Consider the following 19066-nt stretch of genomic DNA (forward strand, 5'->3'; position numbering starts at 1 on the left):
GATGAAGAAGAACAAGAACTATGTGGACCTGAAGGACCAGCCGGTTCCCGAGGGCCAGCATCTGCTCGAGGTCGATGACCTTAAGATGTATTTCCATACCGAGGATGGTGTCGTTCGCGCTGTCGACGGTGTGTCCTACACGCTCGATCGCGGCGAGACCCTGGGTGTCGTCGGTGAGTCCGGCTCCGGTAAGTCCGTGACCGCCATGACCATCATGGGCCTCATCTCGATGCCTCCGGGAAAGATCGAGGGCGGCGACGTTCGCTATCGCGGTCGTTCTATCCTCGAGATGACCGAGGAAGAGATGCAGCACATTCGCGGAAACGACATCGCGATGATCTTCCAGGATCCTATGACCTCCTTGAACCCGGTCTATAAGATCGGCAAGCAGGTGGGCGAGGGCCTTCGTCTGCACCGTGGCTACTCCAAGCAGGAGGCGCTCAAGCGCGCTACCGAGCTTTTGGACCTCGTGGGTATCCCCGAGCCCGAGAAACGCGTCAATGAGTATCCGCACCAGTTCTCCGGCGGTATGCGTCAGCGTGTCATGATCGCTATGGCTCTTGCCTGCGATCCCGATATCCTGATTGCCGACGAGCCCACGACGGCTCTGGACGTTACCATTCAGGCTCAGATTATCGAGCTCATGCAGGAAATGCAGGAGAAGAACGGCAACGCCATCATCATGATTACCCATGACCTGGGCGTCGTTGCCGATATGGCCGATAAGATCATGGTTATGTACGCCGGCCGTCCCGTCGAGTTCGGTACTGCTGAGGAAATCTTCTACGAGAGTCGCCACCCCTACACCTGGGGTCTTATCCGCTCCATCCCGGAGCAGGCCATCGAAGAGAAGAAGCCGCTTACGCCGATTCACGGCAACCCGCCTTCGCTCATGAACCTGCCTGAGGGCTGCGTGTTCTCGCCTCGTTGTCCCTATGCGACGGACAAGTGCCGCAAGCAGCGCCCCGAGCGCGTTGTCACCGAGTCTGGTCATTACTCTGCGTGCCACTACTCCGGTGACCCCGAGTTCCTCAAGAACGCTCCTGAGACGTCCCGTACGCGCAAGGATTCCAAGAAGGGAGGCGAGGCGTAATGGCAGATACCAACGAGCGTACTCCGCTGCTGAAGGTCGAGCACCTCTCTAAGGAGTTCCCCGCTGAGTCCGGCATGTTCGCCAAGCGCTTCTCCAAGCGTGTTGTCTCTGCAGTAAATGACATTTCGTTCGAGATTTATCCGGGCGAGACCTTTGGTCTGGTTGGTGAGTCTGGTTGCGGTAAGTCCACGACGGGTCGCACCATCATGCGCCTGACCAAGCCGACCGCCGGTAAGGTGTTCTTCCAGGGTAAAGATGTTGCCGAGATGAGCAAGCATGAGATCAAGGACATGCGTCGCGAGATGCAGTTCATCTTCCAGGATCCCTATGCTTCGCTCAATCCCCGTATGACCATCGGCGAGATCGTCTCCGAGCCCATGACCATTCATGGCGTGGGTACCAAGGAGGAGCGTATCGAGCGCGTCCGCGAGCTGCTGGACGTCGTCGGTCTGAATCCCGAGCACATCAACCGTTATCCGCACGAATTCTCGGGCGGCCAGCGCCAGCGTGTCGGCATCGCCCGCGCGTTCGCTCTGAAGCCCAAGCTGATTATCTGCGACGAGCCGGTTTCCGCTCTGGATGTGTCCATTCAGGCCCAGGTTCTGAACCTGCTCAAGGAACTCCAGGACAAGTTCGGTACTGCATATTTGTTTATCGCCCACGACCTGTCTGTCGTGCAGCATATCTCCGATCGCGTTGCCGTTATGTATCTGGGCAAGATGGTCGAGGTTTCGGACTGGAAGACGCTCTACAGTGAGCCTCACCATCCGTACACGCAGTCGCTGCTGTCTGCTGTGCCGGTGCCCGATCCTGATATCCAGAAGACGCGCAAGCGCATCATCCTCGCTGGCGATCCGCCGTCACCGCTGGATCCGCCGACCGGTTGCCGTTTTCACACTCGCTGCCCGATCGCGCAGGGCATCTGCTCTGAGAAGCTTCCCGAGTTTAAGGAAGTCGCACCGGGTCACTGCTGCGCCTGCCACTTCGCGGAGCCGTTCCCGATCAAGGAATCGCACATCGACCTGTAGTCGGTTGTTATTGTCCGGGCCCGCCCTGAAGTTACTTTTCAGAACGTCCTCGGACATGCAAGAAACCCCCGCTGCGCACTTCGTGCGGCGGGGGTTTCTTGCGTCCTGCGGAGTGTTCTGAAAAAGTAACTTCAGGGCGGGCCCTGCGGTAACTCGGCATGGGGAGTGCGATTCCTTGATCGCTTACTTAATCTGATGAGAAATTGAGTGAGGCCGGAGCTTTGGCTCCGGCCTCCTTATATAAGGGCTCGGCAAAGTCGAGCCACCAAATTTAGATCAGCCCCCAGAACATGTTTGAGAACTGTGCCTGAAGTATGTATTTGCAGGCCCCGAATCGGTGTTGCCTCCCGGCGCATTCCGCAGGGGGAGCGATATTTTGCAGCACGAAGTGCGCAACAAAATATCGCTCATGCCCGAGGACGCGCCGGGAGGCAACACCGATTCGGGGCCGAACATATAGATCTACCAGCGAATTTACAAATTCGTAAACTTTTTTGAAAAAAGTGCTTGCACAGTTCTCGAATCATAGGTTATTATCTTCCTCGTTGAACGCGCGGGTCCGACAAAACGAACCGTGAATCAACAACATAGCATGTCGGAGTGGCGGAATTGGCAGACGCGCTAGCTTGAGGTGCTAGTGACCGCTTTTTGGTCATGCGGGTTCAAGTCCCGCCTCCGACACCATCGCATTTGAGAAGCCTCTTCGGAGGCTTTTTTGTTACCGATAGACGGTGGGGTCCACGATGGAAACGCTTGAACGCAACGAGTGGGCAGACGTTGCCCAACTAGTCGAGATCACGAGCGATGCTGTCATCATCTGCGAGCTCGACGGAACCATTCTGCATGTGAATAATCGCTTACTTGGTTTGATGCGCGAGGAACGCGCCGACGTCATTGGTGGAGATGTTAAAGACGTCCTGTACTCGTCCGCTTTTGAACGTGCGACGGAACATCGTCTGCCATTTGAAACTGATGGCTCCGAGAACGAACTGATGCTCAAGCTGAGTGACGGCTCCTTTATCCCCGTCTTGGTTCGTGCGGGCTCCGTAACGCCTCCACGCATCTTTGGGCGCCGCGCGCCACGTGTCCTGGTGGCGCTCCATAGCATCGAAGAACAGTATTCGCACGACCGTCAGCTCAAGCGTGCTCTTTCGGAGCTTAGAGTGGCTAACAAGCGCCTCTCTGGCACGCTCTCGGTCATTATGAGTACCGTGGGCTCCGATGAGCTGCCCAGCCTACTTGATACCGTTTTGAACCAGCTTGTAGGAACGCTCGATGCTTCGGGTGCTGCTATCTATTTTTCTGAGAGCGGCGGTTTTAAACTTCGCGGTGTTTCCAAGGAGCTGTACGACAGCTACCTGCCTGAGTTTTTGCCGTATGGCGCTGGCATTCCGACGTATGTTCTTCGTGAGTCGCGTGCCTGTCGCTTGTCGATTCAACAGGACCTTAAGGGTGATAAGGCCGCCTCCGGTATGTTTATGGACCTGGACAATCGTTCTAAGCACCTGTTGCGCATGCAGGATATGCCTCCGTACCGCAGCGAGATCTGTCTTCCCGTTTTTTACGGTACGCAGATCCTTGGCGTGCTGGAAGTTGGTTGGAAACGCCCCCAGGCACCGCTCGCCTATGACGTTAATGTACTCGAGGTCATTTGCGATTACTTGTCTATCCAACTGGTCGGCATGGCATCGAGTCTTCGCTCTCGTCGCACGGCCGAGCTTGGCCGCTCGCTCAATGTCTTACGTGATGAGTTGTTTACCTTTCTAGACGATTCCGTCGCGGCTACCCAGGCGGTATCGTCCGAGATCTGCAATATGCTCAACTGCCATTTTTGCCCTGTTGAGTATGACGCCAGTCTGGATTCCTACGTCATAGATTTTGAAGGCGGCAGTCGCGTTGCTTTGCCGGACGATCCCGAGAAGCTTTTCTTTTCCACGACGGCGCCAGCGGCACGTCTGGGGGCTGGCCCTGATGGCTTTGAGGCATCTGTTTTGGGCGGTACGAGTGCCGAGGACCTTAAACACGTCCGTATAACTCGCGTTGACGAATCGATGCCTATGGGAGGCTGGCTTAGGGCGCATGGTCTGCCTTGTCAAGGTCTCTACGTCGACTCCGGCATCGAGGCGGGGCGACCACGCTCTAAGGGTGATGGCAAGCACAGTAACGACGCAATTGTTCCTGCTTCTGTTGCGAAGAGCCCGACGACGCGCGCGCTACTGCTTCGTGATGGCAGCCAAGAGCCGATTGATGACCTTGAATATGACTACTTGGTGCACTTGGCGCATGACTTTGAACTGATCTACGAAGGTGAATCTCAAAAGCGCGAGGAGCGTCATATCGCTCAGACCCTTCAGATCGGCATGAGAAATTCCCTGGGGGATGTTCCGGGTATCGCAACCGATTCGGTGTACCTGTCGGCCACGAACTCGGCGTTGGTCGGCGGCGATTTCTATACGCTCATCCGTCTTCCCGACGACTGCGCCGTCATGATTCTGGGTGATGTGTCTGGCAAAGGCATTGAGGCCGCATCGATGTCCGCGCTCGTCAAGACGGCTCTGACGGCATATGCGTGGGAGGGCGCTGGACCGGCCCGCATGGCACGCTCCCTTAACAGTATGCTCATGGGCTTTTCGAGGGTCGAGACGTTCGTGACAGCCTTTATCGCCAAGATTGACCTGAAAGCCGGACGCGCAACGTATTGTTCGGCGGGCCATCCTCCGACCATGGTCATCAGGCCAGAGTCGATGCCACTGGGTGGCGGCGAGGCTCGTGGGGGAGAGGTCGAGCTACTTGGATGCCAATCGGGTGTAATCGGTGCCTTTGAGAGTATGGTGTACGAGACAGGCGTGTTTACGTTCGCCCCCGGCGACATGCTCTTCATGTATACGGATGGAACGATTGAGGCCCGCGACCGCACCGGAGCGTTCTTTGGCGAGCAGCGCTTGCGCGATCTTCTGCTTTCTGTTTCGGGGGAGGGCGTGTCGGGCATTTGCGGCAAGGTCTTGGGCGAGCTTGACCGATTTACCGAATCGGCGCTGGACGATGACATTGCATTGGTGTCCCTTGAGTTTTTACGGGGTCGTTCATAGACGGCGCTGAACGGGCTGAATCCGCACGGTTGGGGAAACGAATGCATCGAGTGGGCTTTTTTGGGGAACCATGGTCGTATGAATGAGTGGAATGACATAGCGGTTTTGACGCCACCAGGCGATATCGACATCGCCACGGTGCCTGCGCTGCGTCGGCGGTTGGATGCTTTGATTGGCCGCGGCGTGCGTCGTGTTGTCATCAACTGTCAGGCTGTTAGTTTTATCGATTCGACGGGCTTGGCATTCCTGCTTACGCGTGCTCGTGAGCTTATGAGGCGAGAAGGTCTGCTTTCGCTCGTCAATGCATCAGGTGAAGTTGTTCGCTTTTTGGAGATTGCTCGTCTTGTCGATATCCTTCATGTCGCGGGTTCGGCACGGGAGTCTATTCCCGCCATTCCGGTGGGGGAGCTGCCTCGCTGGAGTAAGAGCGTCGAGGTCCGACAGGGTATCGAGAATCTTCCATACTATCGACATCGTATCGCCGAACTCCTTGAATCGCTTCCGTTGCGCCGCGACGAGCGCTACGATGTCGCGTTGGCGTCGGGGGAGGCGCTGGGTAATGCCTATGACCATGCGGGCGGTATCGGGTGCGTCCTGACGGTTCAGGCCTATGGCGATCGCGTTGTGGTTGAGGTGCTTGATCGGGGTGCCGGCTATTCTATCGATGGGGCGAGCGAACCGGTCGCATCTGAGGAACGTGGCCGTGGTATCAAGCTTATGCGTATGCTCGTCGATAACGTGGAGGTTGCTCGTCGCACAGACGGCACCGGCACGCGCGTGCAGATGGTGAAGCTGTTTAGCGGAGCACTGGAATCGTGTGCTTAGCGCCTTGGGTTGACATGATTTCCCTGCGTGAACTTGCTTTGAGCAACTTTTTTGAAAAAAGTACTTGCGTCTTTTGGATAACTCGCGTAAATTAATAACCCGCAAGCGGACATGGCTCAGTTGGTAGAGCACAACCTTGCCAAGGTTGGGGTCGCGGGTTCGAGCCCCGTTGTCCGCTCCATTGCATTTCCGGACCGTTCTTAGCGGTCCTTTTTCGGCGAAGTGGCCAAGTGGTAAGGCAGAGGCCTGCAAAGCCTTTACCCCCGGTTCGAATCCGGGCTTCGCCTCCAGGCAACATCCGGGCGCTCCGGCGCCCGTTTTTGTTTTACATATGCGGACATGGCTCAGTTGGTAGAGCACAACCTTGCCAAGGTTGGGGTCGCGGGTTCGAGCCCCGTTGTCCGCTCCAAGCGTAACAGCCCGACTACTACGGTAGCCGGGCTTTTTGTATCCGTCGCCTGGGCTCGAACCCGAGAGGGAGCGAGCGTTTTGGGGCGTGGCTGTGGCGTTGTTTGCCGCGAATGTCAGCTTTGGGCGTATCATCGTGGGTATCTCGCAAAACCTCGTTGCAAGGGAGACACATCCCATGGCCACAGAAAAGTCCTCTTCGCGCTCATGGATGTCCGATGCCGCGATCTATCAGATCTACCCGCGCTCGTTTAAGGATTCGACTGGTTCGGGTCTGGGCGATATCGCGGGCATTACCCAGCAGATGGACTATCTTGAGCGGCTGGGTATCGAGGCCATCTGGCTGAGCCCGTTTTACCCATCGCCTCTTGTCGATGGCGGCTATGATGTGGCGGACTACTGCGATGTCGACCCACGTCTCGGCTCGCTTGACGACTTCGATGACATGATCGCTGCGGCTCACGCGCGCGGCATCAAGGTCATCGTCGACATCGTGCCCAACCATTCATCCAACCAACACCCCTGGTTCAAAGCTGCTCTTGCCGCCGGCCCCGGATCGCCCGAGCGCGCCCGTTATATCTTCCGCGATGGTCGCGGCGAGCATGGTGAGCTGCCTCCCACCAATTGGAATGCCAACTTTGGCGGCCCCGCCTGGACGCGTGTTGCGGACGGTCAGTGGTATCTGCACATGTTTACGCCCGAGCAGCCGGACTTTGACTGGTCATGCCCCGAGGTTCACGCGTTCTTTTGCGACGTCCTGGCGTTTTGGAGCGATCGGGGCGTCGATGGCTTTCGCATCGATGTGGCGCACGGTCTCGCCAAGGATCTCGACCGCGATGACCTCGACCGGTGGCATCTCGCCGAGGGCGATGACATGGTTGACGACGGCACTCATCCGCTGTGGGATCGCAACGAGGTCCACGAGATCTATCGCGAGTGGCGCCGCGTGTTCGACCGCTATAATCCGCCGCGCAGCGCCGTTGCCGAGGCGTGGGTGCTGCCCGAGCGCCAGTATCTCTACGCGCGCCCCAGCGAGCTTGGCCAGACATTCAACTTTGAGTTTGCCAAGGCCACTTGGACCTATGATGACATGCACGCTGCAATCGAGAAGGGCTTGAAGGCGGCCATCGAATCCGATTCCGCCTCGACCTGGGTACTCTCCAACCACGACGTGCCGCGCGTGGCGACACGCTATGCCCTGCCGCAAATCAAGGCGACGCGCTACCATCAGATTGCGCTCGACTGGCTCTTACGCGACGGGTCGTCTTATGACGAGGACCGTGAACTCGGCGAGCGCCGCGCACGGGCGGCCCTTTTGCTTGAGTTGGCGCTTCCGGGCTCGGCATACGTGTATCAGGGTGAGGAGCTCGGCCTTTTTGAGGTGGCTGACATCCCGTGGGCTGCACTCGAAGATCCCACTGCGACCAATACGCACGGACCGAAGCGCGAGAAGGGGCGCGACGGCTGTCGTGTGCCCCTGCCGTGGGTGGCAGCGGACGATCCCGTGCAGGGCGGATCGTTTGGGTTTTCACCGGCGGACGCCGATGCGGCGCCCCATCTGCCGCAGCCTGCATGGTTTTCCGATTACGCTGCCGATAGGGAAGAAGCGGACCCGACATCGATGCTTGCGCTCTATCGCGACGCCCTCTGGCTGCGGCGCAAGCTGCGCGGGTGCGCCAACGATCTTGCGTGGCTCGATCTTGACGGGCGCACTGGCTTTGCGGATGGTGCCGAGGGCGCTGAGGGCGGCGTCATCGCCTATCGCCGCGACAACGGCTGGGCGTGTGTGACGAACTTCGGCGCAGCACCCGTGGAGCTGCCGGCGGGTAGGGTCCTGCTCACCTCATCACCGCTTGTAGACGGTAGGCTCGCGCAGGACAGCTCTGCCTGGATCATGCTCGGTGAGATGTAAAGGCCTCTTGCGGCGAGTTTGCGTTTGCCTGCGTCTTCCGTGGTGGCTGATGTCTTCGAGAGGTTCGCGAGGGCGTCGCAAAACTTTTCAAAAAAAGTTCTTGCATAGGATGCAGGCATCACGTAAGATTAATCCTCGTAAGCGGACATGGCTCAGTTGGTAGAGCACAACCTTGCCAAGGTTGGGGTCGCGGGTTCGAGCCCCGTTGTCCGCTCCATTTGGGCGTTTAGCTCAGGGGGAGAGCGCTTCCCTGACACGGAAGAGGTCAGAAGTTCAAATCTTCTAACGCCCACCAAATGTTCGCAGCCCAGAGGCTATATCCTCTGGGCTGTTTTGTTTTGCCACCAAGCACGCCGCCAATATAAGCCACCAAATATTGATCCAAGGTCTGTACGCGATGGTCTTCGCATCCCGTAGAGGTGCCGGCAGATTGCATACGTCCTGGCCGATCGTGACCGCAACATGTTGGTCAAGCATAATCTTTTGGATTCTTTTGGCGTGAGCGACTTGATTTTGGTAGGATTTGTCAGCGGCTTGACTAAGGGGGTTTTATAACTGCCATGCAGGTAGCCGTGTTGGTAGCGTTTTACCGACTTGCCAAGAACCCCTCATTTTTAATGCGTCTGCAAAATGACTAATTGCTTTGACCTGCTGAAACACTATATGTTGTGTTTGACCTAAAAAAAGAATACAGGATATAGATGCCTCTTTGTCGTATGATAGATGGCGGACAGAGAACGAAGACCTTAACTGCCTCTTTTGAACGTGTCCTTGAGCCGCTTGATCGGCTCCAGGGAATGTCCGCATGGAGGCTTATGGTTTATCGAGAACACAGATTGCGCGACGGCGCCGCAAGACAGGGACAAGCCCTGCCAGGTATCGTTTGGCTCTGAAGCGCGATGAGGCTACGATACGAAAGAGGCAAGAGGATGAAGATCATCAAGCGCAGCGGCACCGAGGTTGTCTTTGACATCGATAAGATCGTCAATGCCATCCGCGCCGCAAACTTGGAGGTCGAGGAGAGCTCTCGTCTTACCGACCGCCAGGTGGTTTACGCGGCACAAAACGTCGCCGAGGCATGCGAGAACGCGGGCCACACCGTGTCGGTCGAGGAGATTCAGGATCTGGTCGAGGACGAGATCATGCGTCTCGACTGCTACGAGGTCGCTCGCCATTACATCATCTATCGCTATGTTCAGAGCCTGAAGCGCCAGAAGAACACGACCGACGACAAGATTCTGTCGCTGATTGAGTGCAACAACGAAGAGGTCAAGCAGGAGAACTCCAACAAGAACCCGACCGTCAATTCCGTTCAGCGTGACTACATGGCCGGCGAGATCTCCAAGGACCTGACCCAGCGTGTGCTGCTGCCCCAGGAGATTGTGGATGCTCACAATGAGGGTCTGATCCACTTCCATGATTCGGACTACTTTGCCCAGCACATGCATAACTGCGACCTGGTGAACCTGGAGGATATGCTCCAGAACGGTACTGTTATCTCGGGTACGCTGATTGAGAAGCCGCACAGCTTCTCGACCGCCTGCAACATCGCGACGCAGATCATCGCCCAGGTTGCTTCCTCCCAGTATGGTGGCCAGTCGATTTCGCTGACCCATCTTGCCCCGTTCGTCGAGGTGAGCCGTCAGAAGATTCGTGGCGAGGTTGCCCGCGAGCTCGAGGAGCTTGGCGTCTCTGCGTCTGCCGAGAAGGTCCGTGAGGTCGTTGAGGACCGTCTGCGTGATGAGATCCGTCGCGGCGTCCAGACGATTCAGTATCAGGTCGTGACCCTTATGACCACGAATGGCCAGGCGCCGTTCGTGACGGTCTTTATGTATCTTAACGAGGCCCGTACGCCTCAGGAGAAGCACGACCTTGCCATGATCGTGGAGGAGACGCTTCGCCAGCGCTACGAGGGCGTTAAGAACGAGGCCGGCGTGTGGATTACCCCGGCATTCCCCAAGCTTATCTATGTGCTCGAGGACGATAACGTTCACGAGAATTCCCCGTACTTCTACCTGACCCAGCTGGCTGCCAAGTGCACCGCCAAGCGCATGGTGCCCGACTACATCTCCGAGAAGAAGATGCGTGAGCTCAAGCTGTCTAAGGGTGAGACCGCCGGCAATGGCGATTGCTACACCTGCATGGGTTGCCGCAGCTTCCTGACGCCCGACCGTTCGGGCAACGGCTTTAACAATGTCGCCAACGCGCTGAACTATGACCCGACCAAACCTAAGTACTATGGCCGCTTTAACCAGGGTGTTGTGACCATCAACCTGCCCGATGTCGCGCTGAGCTCGCATCAGGACATGGACAAGTTCTGGAAGATCTTCGACGAGCGCCTTGAGCTGTGCCATCGTGCCCTGCTGTGCCGTCATGAGCGCCTGATGGGAACGCTTTCTGACGCCGCGCCGATCCTTTGGCAGTACGGCGCCCTGGCGCGCCTTAAGAAGGGCGAGACGATCGACAAACTGCTCGTGGGCGGCTATTCCACCATCAGCCTGGGGTATGCCGGTCTGTATGAGTGCGTCAAGTACATGACGGGCCACAGCCACACCGAGAAGGAAGGCACGCCGTTTGCCATGGCCGTCATGCAGCACATGAACGACAAGTGTGCGGAGTGGAAGGCCGAAAGCGATATCGACTTCTCGCTGTACGGCACCCCGCTTGAGTCGACGACCTACAAGTTCGCCAAGTGCCTGCAGCGTCGTTTTGGCATTATTCCGGGCGTGACGGACAAGGGCTACATTACTAACAGCTATCACGTCCACGTGTCCGAGGAGATCGATGCCTTCGACAAGCTTAAGTTTGAGGGCATGTTCCAGCAGCTTTCGCCGGGCGGTGCCATTTCCTACATCGAGGTTCCCAACATGCAGGACAACCTTAAAGCTGTCATTCGCGTGATGCAGTACATCTACGACAACATCATGTACGCCGAGCTCAACACTAAGAGCGACTACTGCCAGGTGTGCGGCTACGATGGCGAGATTAAGATTGTCGAGGATGATGGCAAACTGGTGTGGGAGTGCCCCAACTGCGGCAACCGCGATCAGGAGAAGATGAATGTTGCCCGTCGCACGTGCGGCTACATCGGTACCCAGTTCTGGAACCAGGGCCGAACCGAGGAGATCCGCGACCGCGTGCTGCATCTCTAATACCGCTCCGGGGCTGAGCCGGGAGGGCCGCTTGGGCATTTGCTCGCTATTTCGGACAGTCCTGCGCAAGACGAAGGCCACATTGAGTGGCCTTCTTTGCGTGCGGAACTCATATCGAGCAAAAGCCCAAGCGTCCCTCTCGGCTCAGCCAAGTTGACGTAGCTGAGATACGGCATGCGGTCTGCTCACTCCTCGAAGTTCTAAGCGGAAATGAGTTGACTTGCAACAACGCTTTGCTTGCGATGGCGGTTGAGTTGCAACAAGGTTTTTATTGGACCTCGAACCCTATACTCGATGTTCGCTTCGTTCATTGAGTTACCCTTTGCATGAGGCCGGGACATATCGTCCCGCCCGCAGTTTCGCAGGCCGAAGGCCGAGAATGTTTGAGGACGGGATGATATGTCCCGGCCTCCCGGGAGAGTTACCTATGAATTACGCGAACATTAAGTATTTCGACATTGCTGATGGGGAAGGCGTTCGTACTTCTCTGTTTGTGAGCGGGTGCCGTCGTGGGTGCAAGAACTGCTTTAACTCTGTCGCGTGGGACTTTGCTGCGGGTGAGCCGTTCGATTGTGCCGTCGAGGACAAGATTATCGAGAGCCTCGACCATCCCTTTATCGATGGCCTGACGATTCTGGGCGGCGAGCCTATGGAGCCCGAGAATCAGGCGGGGCTTGTTGACTTTATCGAACGCGTGCGTGCGGCCTATCCCGCGGGGTCGGGCAAGACCATTTGGTGCTTTACCGGCGACGTGCTCGAGGAGCTTATGCCGGGTGGTCGTCACCATACCGAGGCGACGGACCGTATCCTTGCCTGCCTCGATATGTTGGTGGATGGCCCGTTTGTTCAGGATCTGTACGATATCTCATTGCGTTTTAGGGGCTCGAGCAATCAGCGCGTGATTGATATGAACGCCACGCGCGCCCGTGCTGTGCGCGAGGGCGTTGCGCTTTGCGATGCTGTGGAGCTGTGGCGAGACGATCCGGTCTATTCGACCCATACTATGTAGCTTGTGGCCGATGCCGGAGGGCGTGGTACCATAGCGCGAACGCAAAATCGGAAGAGTGAGGCCCAGATGGTCGATCAGGAAAAAGTCGAGGCCGCCATAAGGCTGTTGCTTGAGGGTATAGGCGAGGACCCAACTCGTGAGGGCCTGCTGGAGACGCCGGCACGCGTCGCCCGTATGTATGGCGAGATTGCCGGCGGCATGGACCAGAGCGCCGAAGAGCACCTGTCCAAAACTTTTGCCGTCGCTTCGAACGATTTGGTTATCGAGCGCGATATCACGTTTTACTCGCTGTGCGAGCACCATCTGCTGCCATTTTACGGCAAGGCTGCGATCGGCTATATCCCTAACGGTCGCGTTGCCGGACTCTCTAAGCTCGCTCGCACGGTTGAGGTCTATGCTCGTCGTCTGCAGCTGCAGGAGCAGCTGTGTGCACAGGTTGCCGATGCCCTCATGGAATATCTTGCTCCCCAAGGAGCGATCGTACTGATGGAAGCCGAGCATATGTGCATGACCATGCGTGGCGTGCAAAAGCCCGGTGCCAAGACCGTGACGCTTGCTCGTCGCGGCGTCTTTGAGACCGATCCGTCGCTCGAGGAGCGATTCTTTAGGATGCTGGGCCGCTAACATGAGGGTCGTCAACGACTTTACATCGAAGACTGATGAGGGGACGCCGCGTCGCGGCTTTATGGCTTCGGGCCTGGCGCCTTTTGGCGTCATGCCTCGTATCGATTACATCTGTGCCAACCGGCTGTTCCGGCGGCATCTGGGCAACATTGCGCAGCTGGAATCGGGGCGCATCTTTTGCCGCCACGGTATCGACCATCTGCTGGATGTCGCGCGCATTATGTGGATTAAGAATCTCGAGGAAGAGCTCGAATTTGACCGCGAGGTCATCTATGCCACGGCGCTTCTTCACGATATCGGCAAAGATGAACAGTATGAATCGGGTATATCCCATGATGTTGCAAGCGAACGCGTCGCCGATGCGATTCTCGGCGGCATGCCCGATGACGTGGCGTTTGAGCCGGCAGATGCCGCAGCCATTAAGACGGCCATTCTGGGCCATCGAAAGCTGCGCGTGAACAGCCAGCCGCTTGAGCGTCTGCTCTATGCAGCCGACAAAGCGTCGCGCGCCTGCTTTGCATGCCCCGCGCGCAATGCCTGCAACTGGAGCGATGATAAAAAGAACCTGTCGATTCGCGTGTAGTCGGTATGCGCGGTCGGGGTTCTGAACGAAGGAGACGATCGCGATGACTAACAAAAAGCTACCTGAGAATGCAACCAAGACCGAGGGTGCCGAGCTCGCCCGTCGTGGCAGGGGCGAGATTTCCGCCGCAACGGCAGTGCCTCATGTGAGCTATGACGACCTGCGCCATGCCGACCGCATTACTATCGACGGTCTCGAGGTCTTTGCCAACCACGGCGTGTATCCCGAGGAGAACACCCTGGGGCAGAAGTTTGTCGTGTCTTTGGTGCTCTATGCCGACCTGCGCGCGGCAGGGGAGCACGACAACCTGGATGCCTCGATTGATTACGGCTCGGTGTGCCACGATGTCGATGGCTATCTGCGCGAGCATACGTTTAAGCTCATCGAGGCTGCAGCCGAGGGTGTGGCCCAGATGCTGCTACGTCGTTACCCCTTGCTGCTTGGCGTGCGTGTTAAGCTCGATAAGCCTTGGGCGCCCGTCGGTCTTCCCCTGGCAAGCTGCGGCGTCGAGATCGAGCGCGTGCGCTAGCCGCCGCTAGAGCTCGTTGGCGGGCGGTTTTTTGAGTCGCTGCGACAGAGCTCTATTGTTGGGACAGTACGTGTCGAGCAGGGCGTGGAACCGCTGATTGTGGCTTGGCTCGAGCAAGTGGACGAGTTCGTGGGCGACAACCATGTCGAGGCATTCGACGGGGTAGGCGGCAAGCTCGCGTGCGATGCGAATGGCGCCGGTTTTGGGCGTGCACGAGCCCCAGCGCGTTTTCATGCTGCGCACGGAAACGCGGGAAACGACGACACCCATTGCGATTTCGTATGCGTGCACAATATCGCGCAGCGCCGATGTGACCTCGGATGCATAGAGCTGGTCGATGTGGGCTTGGAGCTCATCGGACGTTAGACCGTCGAGGATTGCGCGCCGCTTGGCCTGTGGGCCTTCGTTCGATTCGTCGGTACCCATAAAACTTGCGAAGGTGGCCTGCTTGGGCCGCGGTGCGGGTGATGCAAAGTTGTGATCGAGTGCGTCCTGTACCGTGATGGGCTTGCCCCAAAGCGCAATGATGGACGAGGGGCTGAGCGGCTCTCGTGCCGTCGCCTGACGTTGCTCGCGCTGGGCAAGCCGGCTGATAATCCAGGCGCTGTTGCGCTTCACAAACGCTTCGATGCGCTCGCGACTGGCGCCGAGCGGTGCGCTGGCGTGGACCTCACCGCTCGATGTGACGCGTAGGTTGAAGTTCTTGACGCGCTTTTTGGTAACGACGACGGGGATGGGCGTCCCATGCGGTCGGGATACGGAAATCGTAAACTGCTGCGTCAAAAGCGGTCCTTCAGATTGGGGACGGGCCGGCATGTCAACCGTTCGGCATGCCGACCTGCTCAAGGGATGTGAAATTAATAACGCTCAAAGAAGGCAAGCGCGTTGTCGCTGCAGAGCTTTTGCATCACGGTCTTGCCAAAATGCTTGGAAAGCATGTTCTGGAACTCGGGCATCTTGCTGGCATCGGAGAGGAAAGCGGGCACCGTGGCACCGTCCCAGTCGCCGCCGAGTGCGATGACGTCCTCGCCGCCCAGGTCGAGCCAGTGCTCGATATGTGCCGCTAGCTGGTCGAAGGTGACGTCTGCGGCGGTCTTGTCGGTTGCGTCGTTGGAAAGGAACTCGCTGCAGTAGTTGAGGCCGACGATACCGCCCATGTCGCGAATGGTGCGGAACTGGTCGTCGGTAAGGTTGCGTTTGACGCCGCAAACCGCACGGGAGTTGGAGTGGCTGGCGACGAAGGGACGCGTGGCGTGGGCGACAACCTCGTCAAAGCACTCATCGTTGAGGTGGGAGACGTCGAGTACCATGCCGGCGTGCTCCATCTGCGTAAGTGCCTCGATGCCGGCGCCGGTGAGGCCGGCGTGGGTGTCGTGGCCGCTCGCGAGCGGCCCCTGCGCATTCCAGCTGAGTGACGACATAAGCACGCCCAAGCTCTTGAGCACTTCGATCAGCGCGGGGTCCTCGGCAAAGAACGTGGCGTTTTCGATGGTGTGGATGCAAGCGACCTTGCCGTCCTTGAGCGCGGGGCGAATGTCTGCGGCGCTGCGCACGTTGACCATACGGTCGTGGTTGAGCATTGCCTGGCCGCTCATATGCGCCATGATCTGCGCCTGGAAGCGCGCGGCGTGGGCGGTGGGAATCTCGTCGGGGACAAACGTGGCGAAGCACTGTGCCCACGGCGTGTTGCCGATCTTTGCGAGCGAGATGGCACAGGCGTTACTCTCGATGAGGTCGAAATCTTGCGGATGCGTTTCGTCGCCGGGGAAATAACCGTCGGTGCCGGCGGTAAAGCGCAGGTCGAGATCGAGCGTGGCCCAGCCGATTCGGTCGGCGGTGTCGCAGTGTAGGTCAAATACGGGATATGCCATGGTTCCTCCGGTTGCAGCGTTTCTTTGCAAACTGTCTTCAAATTGTATGACTAGGGTATAGTTAGCGCCATATGTTCATGGCGGCCCGTGTTGTGCGCCGCCCTTATCACGGAGGTTTCCATGTCCAACCAGGGCAAGAAGGTCAAGACTCATTATCGCGGCACGCTCGACGACGGCACGCAGTTCGATAGCTCCTACGATCGCGGTGAGCCGCTGGAGTTCACCTGCGGCGCCGGCCAGATGATCAAGGGCTTCGACGCCGCTGTTGTCGACATGCAGGTGGGTGAGAAGAAGACCGTGCACATTCCTGCTGCCGATGCCTACGGCGAGCACAATCCCGAGATGGTTCTGACCTTCCCGGCCGAACAGGTTCCCAACATCGAGCAGATTGAGAAGGGCATGAAGCTCTTCTTGTCCACGCCGAGCGGTATGCCCGTCCCCGCCGTGGTCATCGATGTAACGCCCGAGGCCGTGACGCTCGACGCCAACCACGAGCTGGCCGGTAAGGACCTCAACTTTGATATCGAGCTCGTCGAGGTCGAGGGTTAGAGTATGCCTGAACGCTTGGTTTCGACGACATGCTTGGGAAATCTCAACGATCCGTCCTATGAACTCCTGCTTCGCCGGAAGTTGGGCGGCGTCTTTGAAGTTGACGATCTGCTGCTCGATTGGGACCAGGCTGATGTATACGCGTTTGTGGGCGTGACGGAGCTGGGGCGCACGGTCGATGTTCGGCTGGATACTGCCGACGGCGGTCGTCTTGCCGACGGCGACGTGCTCGCCATTGACCGTTCGGGCATGGTGCCCGTGGCGGTTGTCGTGCGCTTGCGCAGCGCCGAGGTTTATTTGGTCGAAGTTGACCGCATGGACCCGATTGCGCTCGCGCATTCGTGCTGGGAGATCGGCAACATGCATGCGCCGCTCTTCCGGGGCGACTCGGACGAGCATACTGTGCGCATGTATACGCCGGTGCAGCCTGTTTTGGGCCGCATGCTCCGGGGTGTCGAGGGTGTTCGGCTCTCGCTGGTTACCCGTGAACTCGATGCGGACCGGCGCTTTGCGTCGAGTGCGGCGGAGGTCGTCGTGAGCATGGCTCCCGACTTTACCATCGTAAAAAAGGCGCGCGGCTAAGCGCGCGTATGCGCAAGACGGGCTTTGAGGGGCGACCGATCAAGGTCCGTCTTGCTGTTGATATGAGGCTTTGGGGGAAGCATATGGGTCTTGAGGGAATCAAACTGATTGCATGCGATTTGGACGGCACGTTGCTGCATCCGGGGGAGCGCGAGCTGCGTTCCGAGGCCTTTGAGCTTATCGATGAGCTGCATCGTCGTGGTATCGTGTTTATGCCGGCGAGTGGCCGTCAATATGCGAGCTTGCGCTACCTGTTTGCCCCGGTGGCCGATGAGCTCGCCTATGTATGCGAAAACGGAACCCTGGTGATGAGCGAGGGGCGTGCCGTCGTCAAGCGTTCCATGGAGCGTAGCCTTGCTATGGTTATCGCGAATACCGTGGTTGCGTATCCCCATACCGACATGACCCTTTCGTGTGAGGGGCACATCTACACCATGAGCGGCAACGATGCGTTCGTCGACCATTTGCGCTATGTGGTCCACTGCGATGTGGCGGTGGTCGACCGTCCCGAGGACATCGACGAGGATGTCATTAAGATTGGCTTCCAGACGCCCGAGGTGGATTATCCGGCGGCCCGGGAGTATTTCGAGCGCCTCTTTGGCGACCGTGTCGATGTGATGACGTCAGGAACCGCATGGACGGACCTTATCGGTTTCGGTTCGGGCAAGGGCTCCGCGCTTGTCGATTACGGTCGTGTCCTGGGGATTTCGCCCGATGAGATGATGGCATTTGGCGACAATGAGAACGATCGCGACATGCTCAACGTCGTGGGCCATCCCTATCTGATGGAGAGCTGCAACCCCACCATGCGCGGTATCAACGATCGCGTCCGTTACGTGCACACGGTCGAAGAAGAACTGCACCGCCTGCTCGCCGAGTAGGTTTTCGGGACATGCCTAGAAATGTACTGTTTGCTGCAAAGCGCGGAAAGGTGGATTTTAAGGCATGTCCCGAACATCTACCGGCAGTCGGGGCAGAGACCCTCGAAGATGGTGTAGTGCGACGTGACGTGCCAGCCGATTTGCTCGGACGCTTTGGCGTCGAGCTGGGCATCGAAGGGGAGCGGTACGTCGATGACGCGGCTGCACGAGGTGCAGATGATATGCGCATGCGGCTCGATCGTGCGATCGAAGCGGCTGCCGCCCGGCGTCTTGATGGAGAGGATCTCGCCGGCGTCGGCCAAGAGATTGAGATTGCGGTAGACCGTACCGCGGCTGATTTTGTCATCCTGCGCGCGCACGGCGTTGTAGATTTCGTCGGCGGTGGGATGGTTATAGCTTTGGCGCACGGCGTCAAGAACCAGCTTTCGCTGCCTGGTATTCCTTCTTTGCACCGCCATGCGCCTCGCCTCTTTTCTATCAACGGTCGTAGGTAAATGATACCGTATTTAGCACACAATACTAATAATGAGGACTGAAACCGTCTTCATTGGCAAGTGGGGCTCGGGCCTGAGCGTCTATGAGGCGAAAACGCGTTCCCATGCGCTCGTAGGAGGCATGAAGCGCCTCGAGATGAGATAGGATATTTGCCGGAGCTCCCTGTATCTCCATCTCGACTGAGCCGTCTTCCATGTTACGCACCCAGCCGGTGAGTGCGCGTGCCTGCGCGAGGTTGGTGTTGGTAAAGCGAAAACCAACGCCTTGGACTTGCCCCTCCCAGCGCAGGAAATAGCGCAGGGGAGTGTCTTGAGTGGCCTCGTCGCTTGCGAGCACAGTAAGCCTGCGGCGCAGCTCGAGCTCGACGTTTGATGGTTTTTGAGGCTCTCGACTGCCGCCGGTGACGCTGGAGAAGAACGTATCGAAGAGGCCCATC

Annotated in this window: 17 protein-coding genes and 6 tRNA genes; 19 read left to right on the forward strand and 4 right to left on the reverse strand. The window is 58.0% G+C overall.

Annotated features, from left to right (window positions below; translation table 11 throughout):
• The first annotated feature begins 1 nt into the window (after nucleotide 1).
• From AAAX32_RS06155 to folB, 16 genes are all read left to right on the forward strand, one after another.
• Nucleotides 2-1093 (forward strand): ABC transporter ATP-binding protein, encoded by a 1092-nt coding sequence (locus AAAX32_RS06155; RefSeq protein ID WP_022094887.1) that lies wholly within the window; start codon nucleotides 2-4, stop codon nucleotides 1091-1093.
• Nucleotides 1093-2121, forward strand: a complete 1029-nt coding sequence (locus tag AAAX32_RS06160; protein ID WP_022094888.1) for a dipeptide ABC transporter ATP-binding protein — start codon at nucleotides 1093-1095, stop codon at nucleotides 2119-2121. Before AAAX32_RS06155 ends, AAAX32_RS06160 begins: the two co-directional genes overlap by 1 nt.
• A 594-nt stretch (nucleotides 2122-2715) precedes the next feature.
• Nucleotides 2716-2805: transfer RNA gene (locus AAAX32_RS06165), tRNA-Leu, on the forward strand.
• A 59-nt stretch (nucleotides 2806-2864) separates the two neighbouring features.
• Nucleotides 2865-5210, forward strand: a complete 2346-nt coding sequence (locus tag AAAX32_RS06170; RefSeq protein WP_349100295.1) for a SpoIIE family protein phosphatase — start codon at nucleotides 2865-2867, stop codon at nucleotides 5208-5210.
• Nucleotides 5211-5288: 78 nt separating this feature from the next.
• The gene (locus tag AAAX32_RS06175) at nucleotides 5289-6035 is read left to right on the forward strand and encodes an anti-sigma factor antagonist (protein ID WP_349100296.1); all 747 of its coding nucleotides are present in this window, start codon (nucleotides 5289-5291) and stop codon (nucleotides 6033-6035) included.
• A gap of 105 nt (nucleotides 6036-6140) precedes the next feature.
• Nucleotides 6141-6216: transfer RNA gene (locus AAAX32_RS06180), tRNA-Gly, on the forward strand.
• Between the two features lie 35 nt (nucleotides 6217-6251).
• Nucleotides 6252-6325, forward strand: a tRNA-Cys gene (locus AAAX32_RS06185).
• A 43-nt stretch (nucleotides 6326-6368) separates the two neighbouring features.
• A tRNA-Gly gene (locus AAAX32_RS06190) sits at nucleotides 6369-6444 on the forward strand.
• A gap of 177 nt (nucleotides 6445-6621) precedes the next feature.
• Nucleotides 6622-8355: a glycoside hydrolase family 13 protein gene (locus tag AAAX32_RS06195; protein ID WP_349100297.1), complete on the forward strand. Its 1734-nt coding sequence runs from the start codon at nucleotides 6622-6624 to the stop codon at nucleotides 8353-8355.
• Nucleotides 8356-8496: 141 nt separating this feature from the next.
• Nucleotides 8497-8572, forward strand: a tRNA-Gly gene (locus tag AAAX32_RS06200).
• Nucleotides 8573-8575: 3 nt separating this feature from the next.
• Nucleotides 8576-8650 (forward strand) — tRNA-Val (locus AAAX32_RS06205).
• Nucleotides 8651-9284: 634 nt separating this feature from the next.
• Complete coding sequence (gene nrdD, locus AAAX32_RS06210; protein ID WP_349100298.1) at nucleotides 9285-11507, forward strand: anaerobic ribonucleoside-triphosphate reductase; 2223 nt, start codon at nucleotides 9285-9287, stop codon at nucleotides 11505-11507.
• A gap of 427 nt (nucleotides 11508-11934) precedes the next feature.
• Nucleotides 11935-12516, forward strand: coding sequence for an anaerobic ribonucleoside-triphosphate reductase activating protein (nrdG, locus tag AAAX32_RS06215; RefSeq protein WP_152067922.1), 582 nt, complete (start codon nucleotides 11935-11937; stop codon nucleotides 12514-12516).
• Nucleotides 12517-12582: 66 nt separating this feature from the next.
• The gene (gene folE / locus AAAX32_RS06220; protein ID WP_349100299.1) at nucleotides 12583-13140 is read left to right on the forward strand and encodes a GTP cyclohydrolase I FolE; all 558 of its coding nucleotides are present in this window, start codon (nucleotides 12583-12585) and stop codon (nucleotides 13138-13140) included.
• Between the two features lies 1 nt (nucleotide 13141).
• On the forward strand, nucleotides 13142-13723 hold the full coding sequence (locus tag AAAX32_RS06225; RefSeq protein WP_349100300.1) for an HD domain-containing protein: 582 nt from the start codon (nucleotides 13142-13144) through the stop codon (nucleotides 13721-13723).
• A gap of 43 nt (nucleotides 13724-13766) precedes the next feature.
• Nucleotides 13767-14252 (forward strand): dihydroneopterin aldolase, encoded by a 486-nt coding sequence (folB, locus tag AAAX32_RS06230; RefSeq protein ID WP_349100301.1) that lies wholly within the window; start codon nucleotides 13767-13769, stop codon nucleotides 14250-14252.
• Between the two features lie 6 nt (nucleotides 14253-14258).
• On the opposite strand, the gene AAAX32_RS06235 is transcribed toward folB, so the two are convergent.
• The gene (locus tag AAAX32_RS06235) at nucleotides 14259-15035 is read right to left on the reverse strand and encodes a SprT family zinc-dependent metalloprotease (RefSeq protein ID WP_349100302.1); all 777 of its coding nucleotides are present in this window, start codon (nucleotides 15033-15035) and stop codon (nucleotides 14259-14261) included.
• Between the two features lie 74 nt (nucleotides 15036-15109).
• Nucleotides 15110-16123 (reverse strand): membrane dipeptidase, encoded by a 1014-nt coding sequence (locus AAAX32_RS06240; RefSeq protein ID WP_349100303.1) that lies wholly within the window; start codon nucleotides 16121-16123, stop codon nucleotides 15110-15112.
• A gap of 120 nt (nucleotides 16124-16243) precedes the next feature.
• Here AAAX32_RS06240 and AAAX32_RS06245 point away from each other — a divergent pair, with 120 nt between their 5' ends.
• The 3 genes from AAAX32_RS06245 to AAAX32_RS06255 all read left to right on the forward strand — a co-directional run bounded on the left by AAAX32_RS06245 (nucleotide 16244) and on the right by AAAX32_RS06255 (nucleotide 18135).
• Nucleotides 16244-16672 (forward strand): peptidylprolyl isomerase, encoded by a 429-nt coding sequence (locus AAAX32_RS06245; protein WP_035138874.1) that lies wholly within the window; start codon nucleotides 16244-16246, stop codon nucleotides 16670-16672.
• 3 nt (nucleotides 16673-16675) lie between these two features.
• Nucleotides 16676-17254, forward strand: a complete 579-nt coding sequence (locus tag AAAX32_RS06250; RefSeq protein ID WP_052044235.1) for a hypothetical protein — start codon at nucleotides 16676-16678, stop codon at nucleotides 17252-17254.
• An 83-nt stretch (nucleotides 17255-17337) separates the two neighbouring features.
• On the forward strand, nucleotides 17338-18135 hold the full coding sequence (locus AAAX32_RS06255) for an HAD family hydrolase (protein ID WP_161115752.1): 798 nt from the start codon (nucleotides 17338-17340) through the stop codon (nucleotides 18133-18135).
• Between the two features lie 77 nt (nucleotides 18136-18212).
• On the opposite strand, the gene AAAX32_RS06260 is transcribed toward AAAX32_RS06255, so the two are convergent.
• Entirely contained in the window at nucleotides 18213-18593 is a 381-nt protein-coding gene (locus tag AAAX32_RS06260) for a transcriptional repressor (RefSeq protein WP_192919574.1), read from the reverse strand.
• A 61-nt stretch (nucleotides 18594-18654) separates the two neighbouring features.
• A complete protein-coding gene (locus AAAX32_RS06265; RefSeq protein WP_161115753.1) occupies nucleotides 18655-19065 on the reverse strand; it encodes an acylphosphatase in 411 nt (136 codons plus the stop codon).
• Nucleotide 19066: the final 1 nt, after the last annotated feature.

It is taken from the genome of Collinsella sp. CLA-ER-H3 (assembly GCF_040092425.1).
GTDB lineage: Bacteria > Actinomycetota > Coriobacteriia > Coriobacteriales > Coriobacteriaceae > Collinsella.

Bases quoted from the DNA above. Each gene is read 5' to 3' on its own strand.
- AAAX32_RS06155 (WP_022094887.1), top strand. From the start codon at position 2: ATGAAGAAGAACAAGAACTATGTGGACCTGAAGGACCAGCCGGTTCCC.
- AAAX32_RS06160 (WP_022094888.1), top strand. From the start codon at position 1,093: ATGGCAGATACCAACGAGCGTACTCCGCTGCTGAAGGTCGAGCACCTC.
- AAAX32_RS06170 (WP_349100295.1), top strand. From the start codon at position 2,865: ATGGAAACGCTTGAACGCAACGAGTGGGCAGACGTTGCCCAACTAGTC.
- AAAX32_RS06175 (WP_349100296.1), top strand. From the start codon at position 5,289: ATGAATGAGTGGAATGACATAGCGGTTTTGACGCCACCAGGCGATATC.
- AAAX32_RS06195 (WP_349100297.1), top strand. From the start codon at position 6,622: ATGGCCACAGAAAAGTCCTCTTCGCGCTCATGGATGTCCGATGCCGCG.
- nrdD (WP_349100298.1), top strand. From the start codon at position 9,285: ATGAAGATCATCAAGCGCAGCGGCACCGAGGTTGTCTTTGACATCGAT.
- nrdG (WP_152067922.1), top strand. From the start codon at position 11,935: ATGAATTACGCGAACATTAAGTATTTCGACATTGCTGATGGGGAAGGC.
- folE (WP_349100299.1), top strand. From the start codon at position 12,583: ATGGTCGATCAGGAAAAAGTCGAGGCCGCCATAAGGCTGTTGCTTGAG.
- AAAX32_RS06225 (WP_349100300.1), top strand. From the start codon at position 13,142: ATGAGGGTCGTCAACGACTTTACATCGAAGACTGATGAGGGGACGCCG.
- folB (WP_349100301.1), top strand. From the start codon at position 13,767: ATGACTAACAAAAAGCTACCTGAGAATGCAACCAAGACCGAGGGTGCC.
- AAAX32_RS06240 (WP_349100303.1), bottom strand. From the start codon at position 16,123: ATGGCATATCCCGTATTTGACCTACACTGCGACACCGCCGACCGAATC.
- AAAX32_RS06245 (WP_035138874.1), top strand. From the start codon at position 16,244: ATGTCCAACCAGGGCAAGAAGGTCAAGACTCATTATCGCGGCACGCTC.
- AAAX32_RS06250 (WP_052044235.1), top strand. From the start codon at position 16,676: ATGCCTGAACGCTTGGTTTCGACGACATGCTTGGGAAATCTCAACGAT.
- AAAX32_RS06255 (WP_161115752.1), top strand. From the start codon at position 17,338: ATGGGTCTTGAGGGAATCAAACTGATTGCATGCGATTTGGACGGCACG.
- AAAX32_RS06260 (WP_192919574.1), bottom strand. From the start codon at position 18,593: ATGGCGGTGCAAAGAAGGAATACCAGGCAGCGAAAGCTGGTTCTTGAC.
- AAAX32_RS06265 (WP_161115753.1), bottom strand. From the start codon at position 19,065: ATGGGCCTCTTCGATACGTTCTTCTCCAGCGTCACCGGCGGCAGTCGA.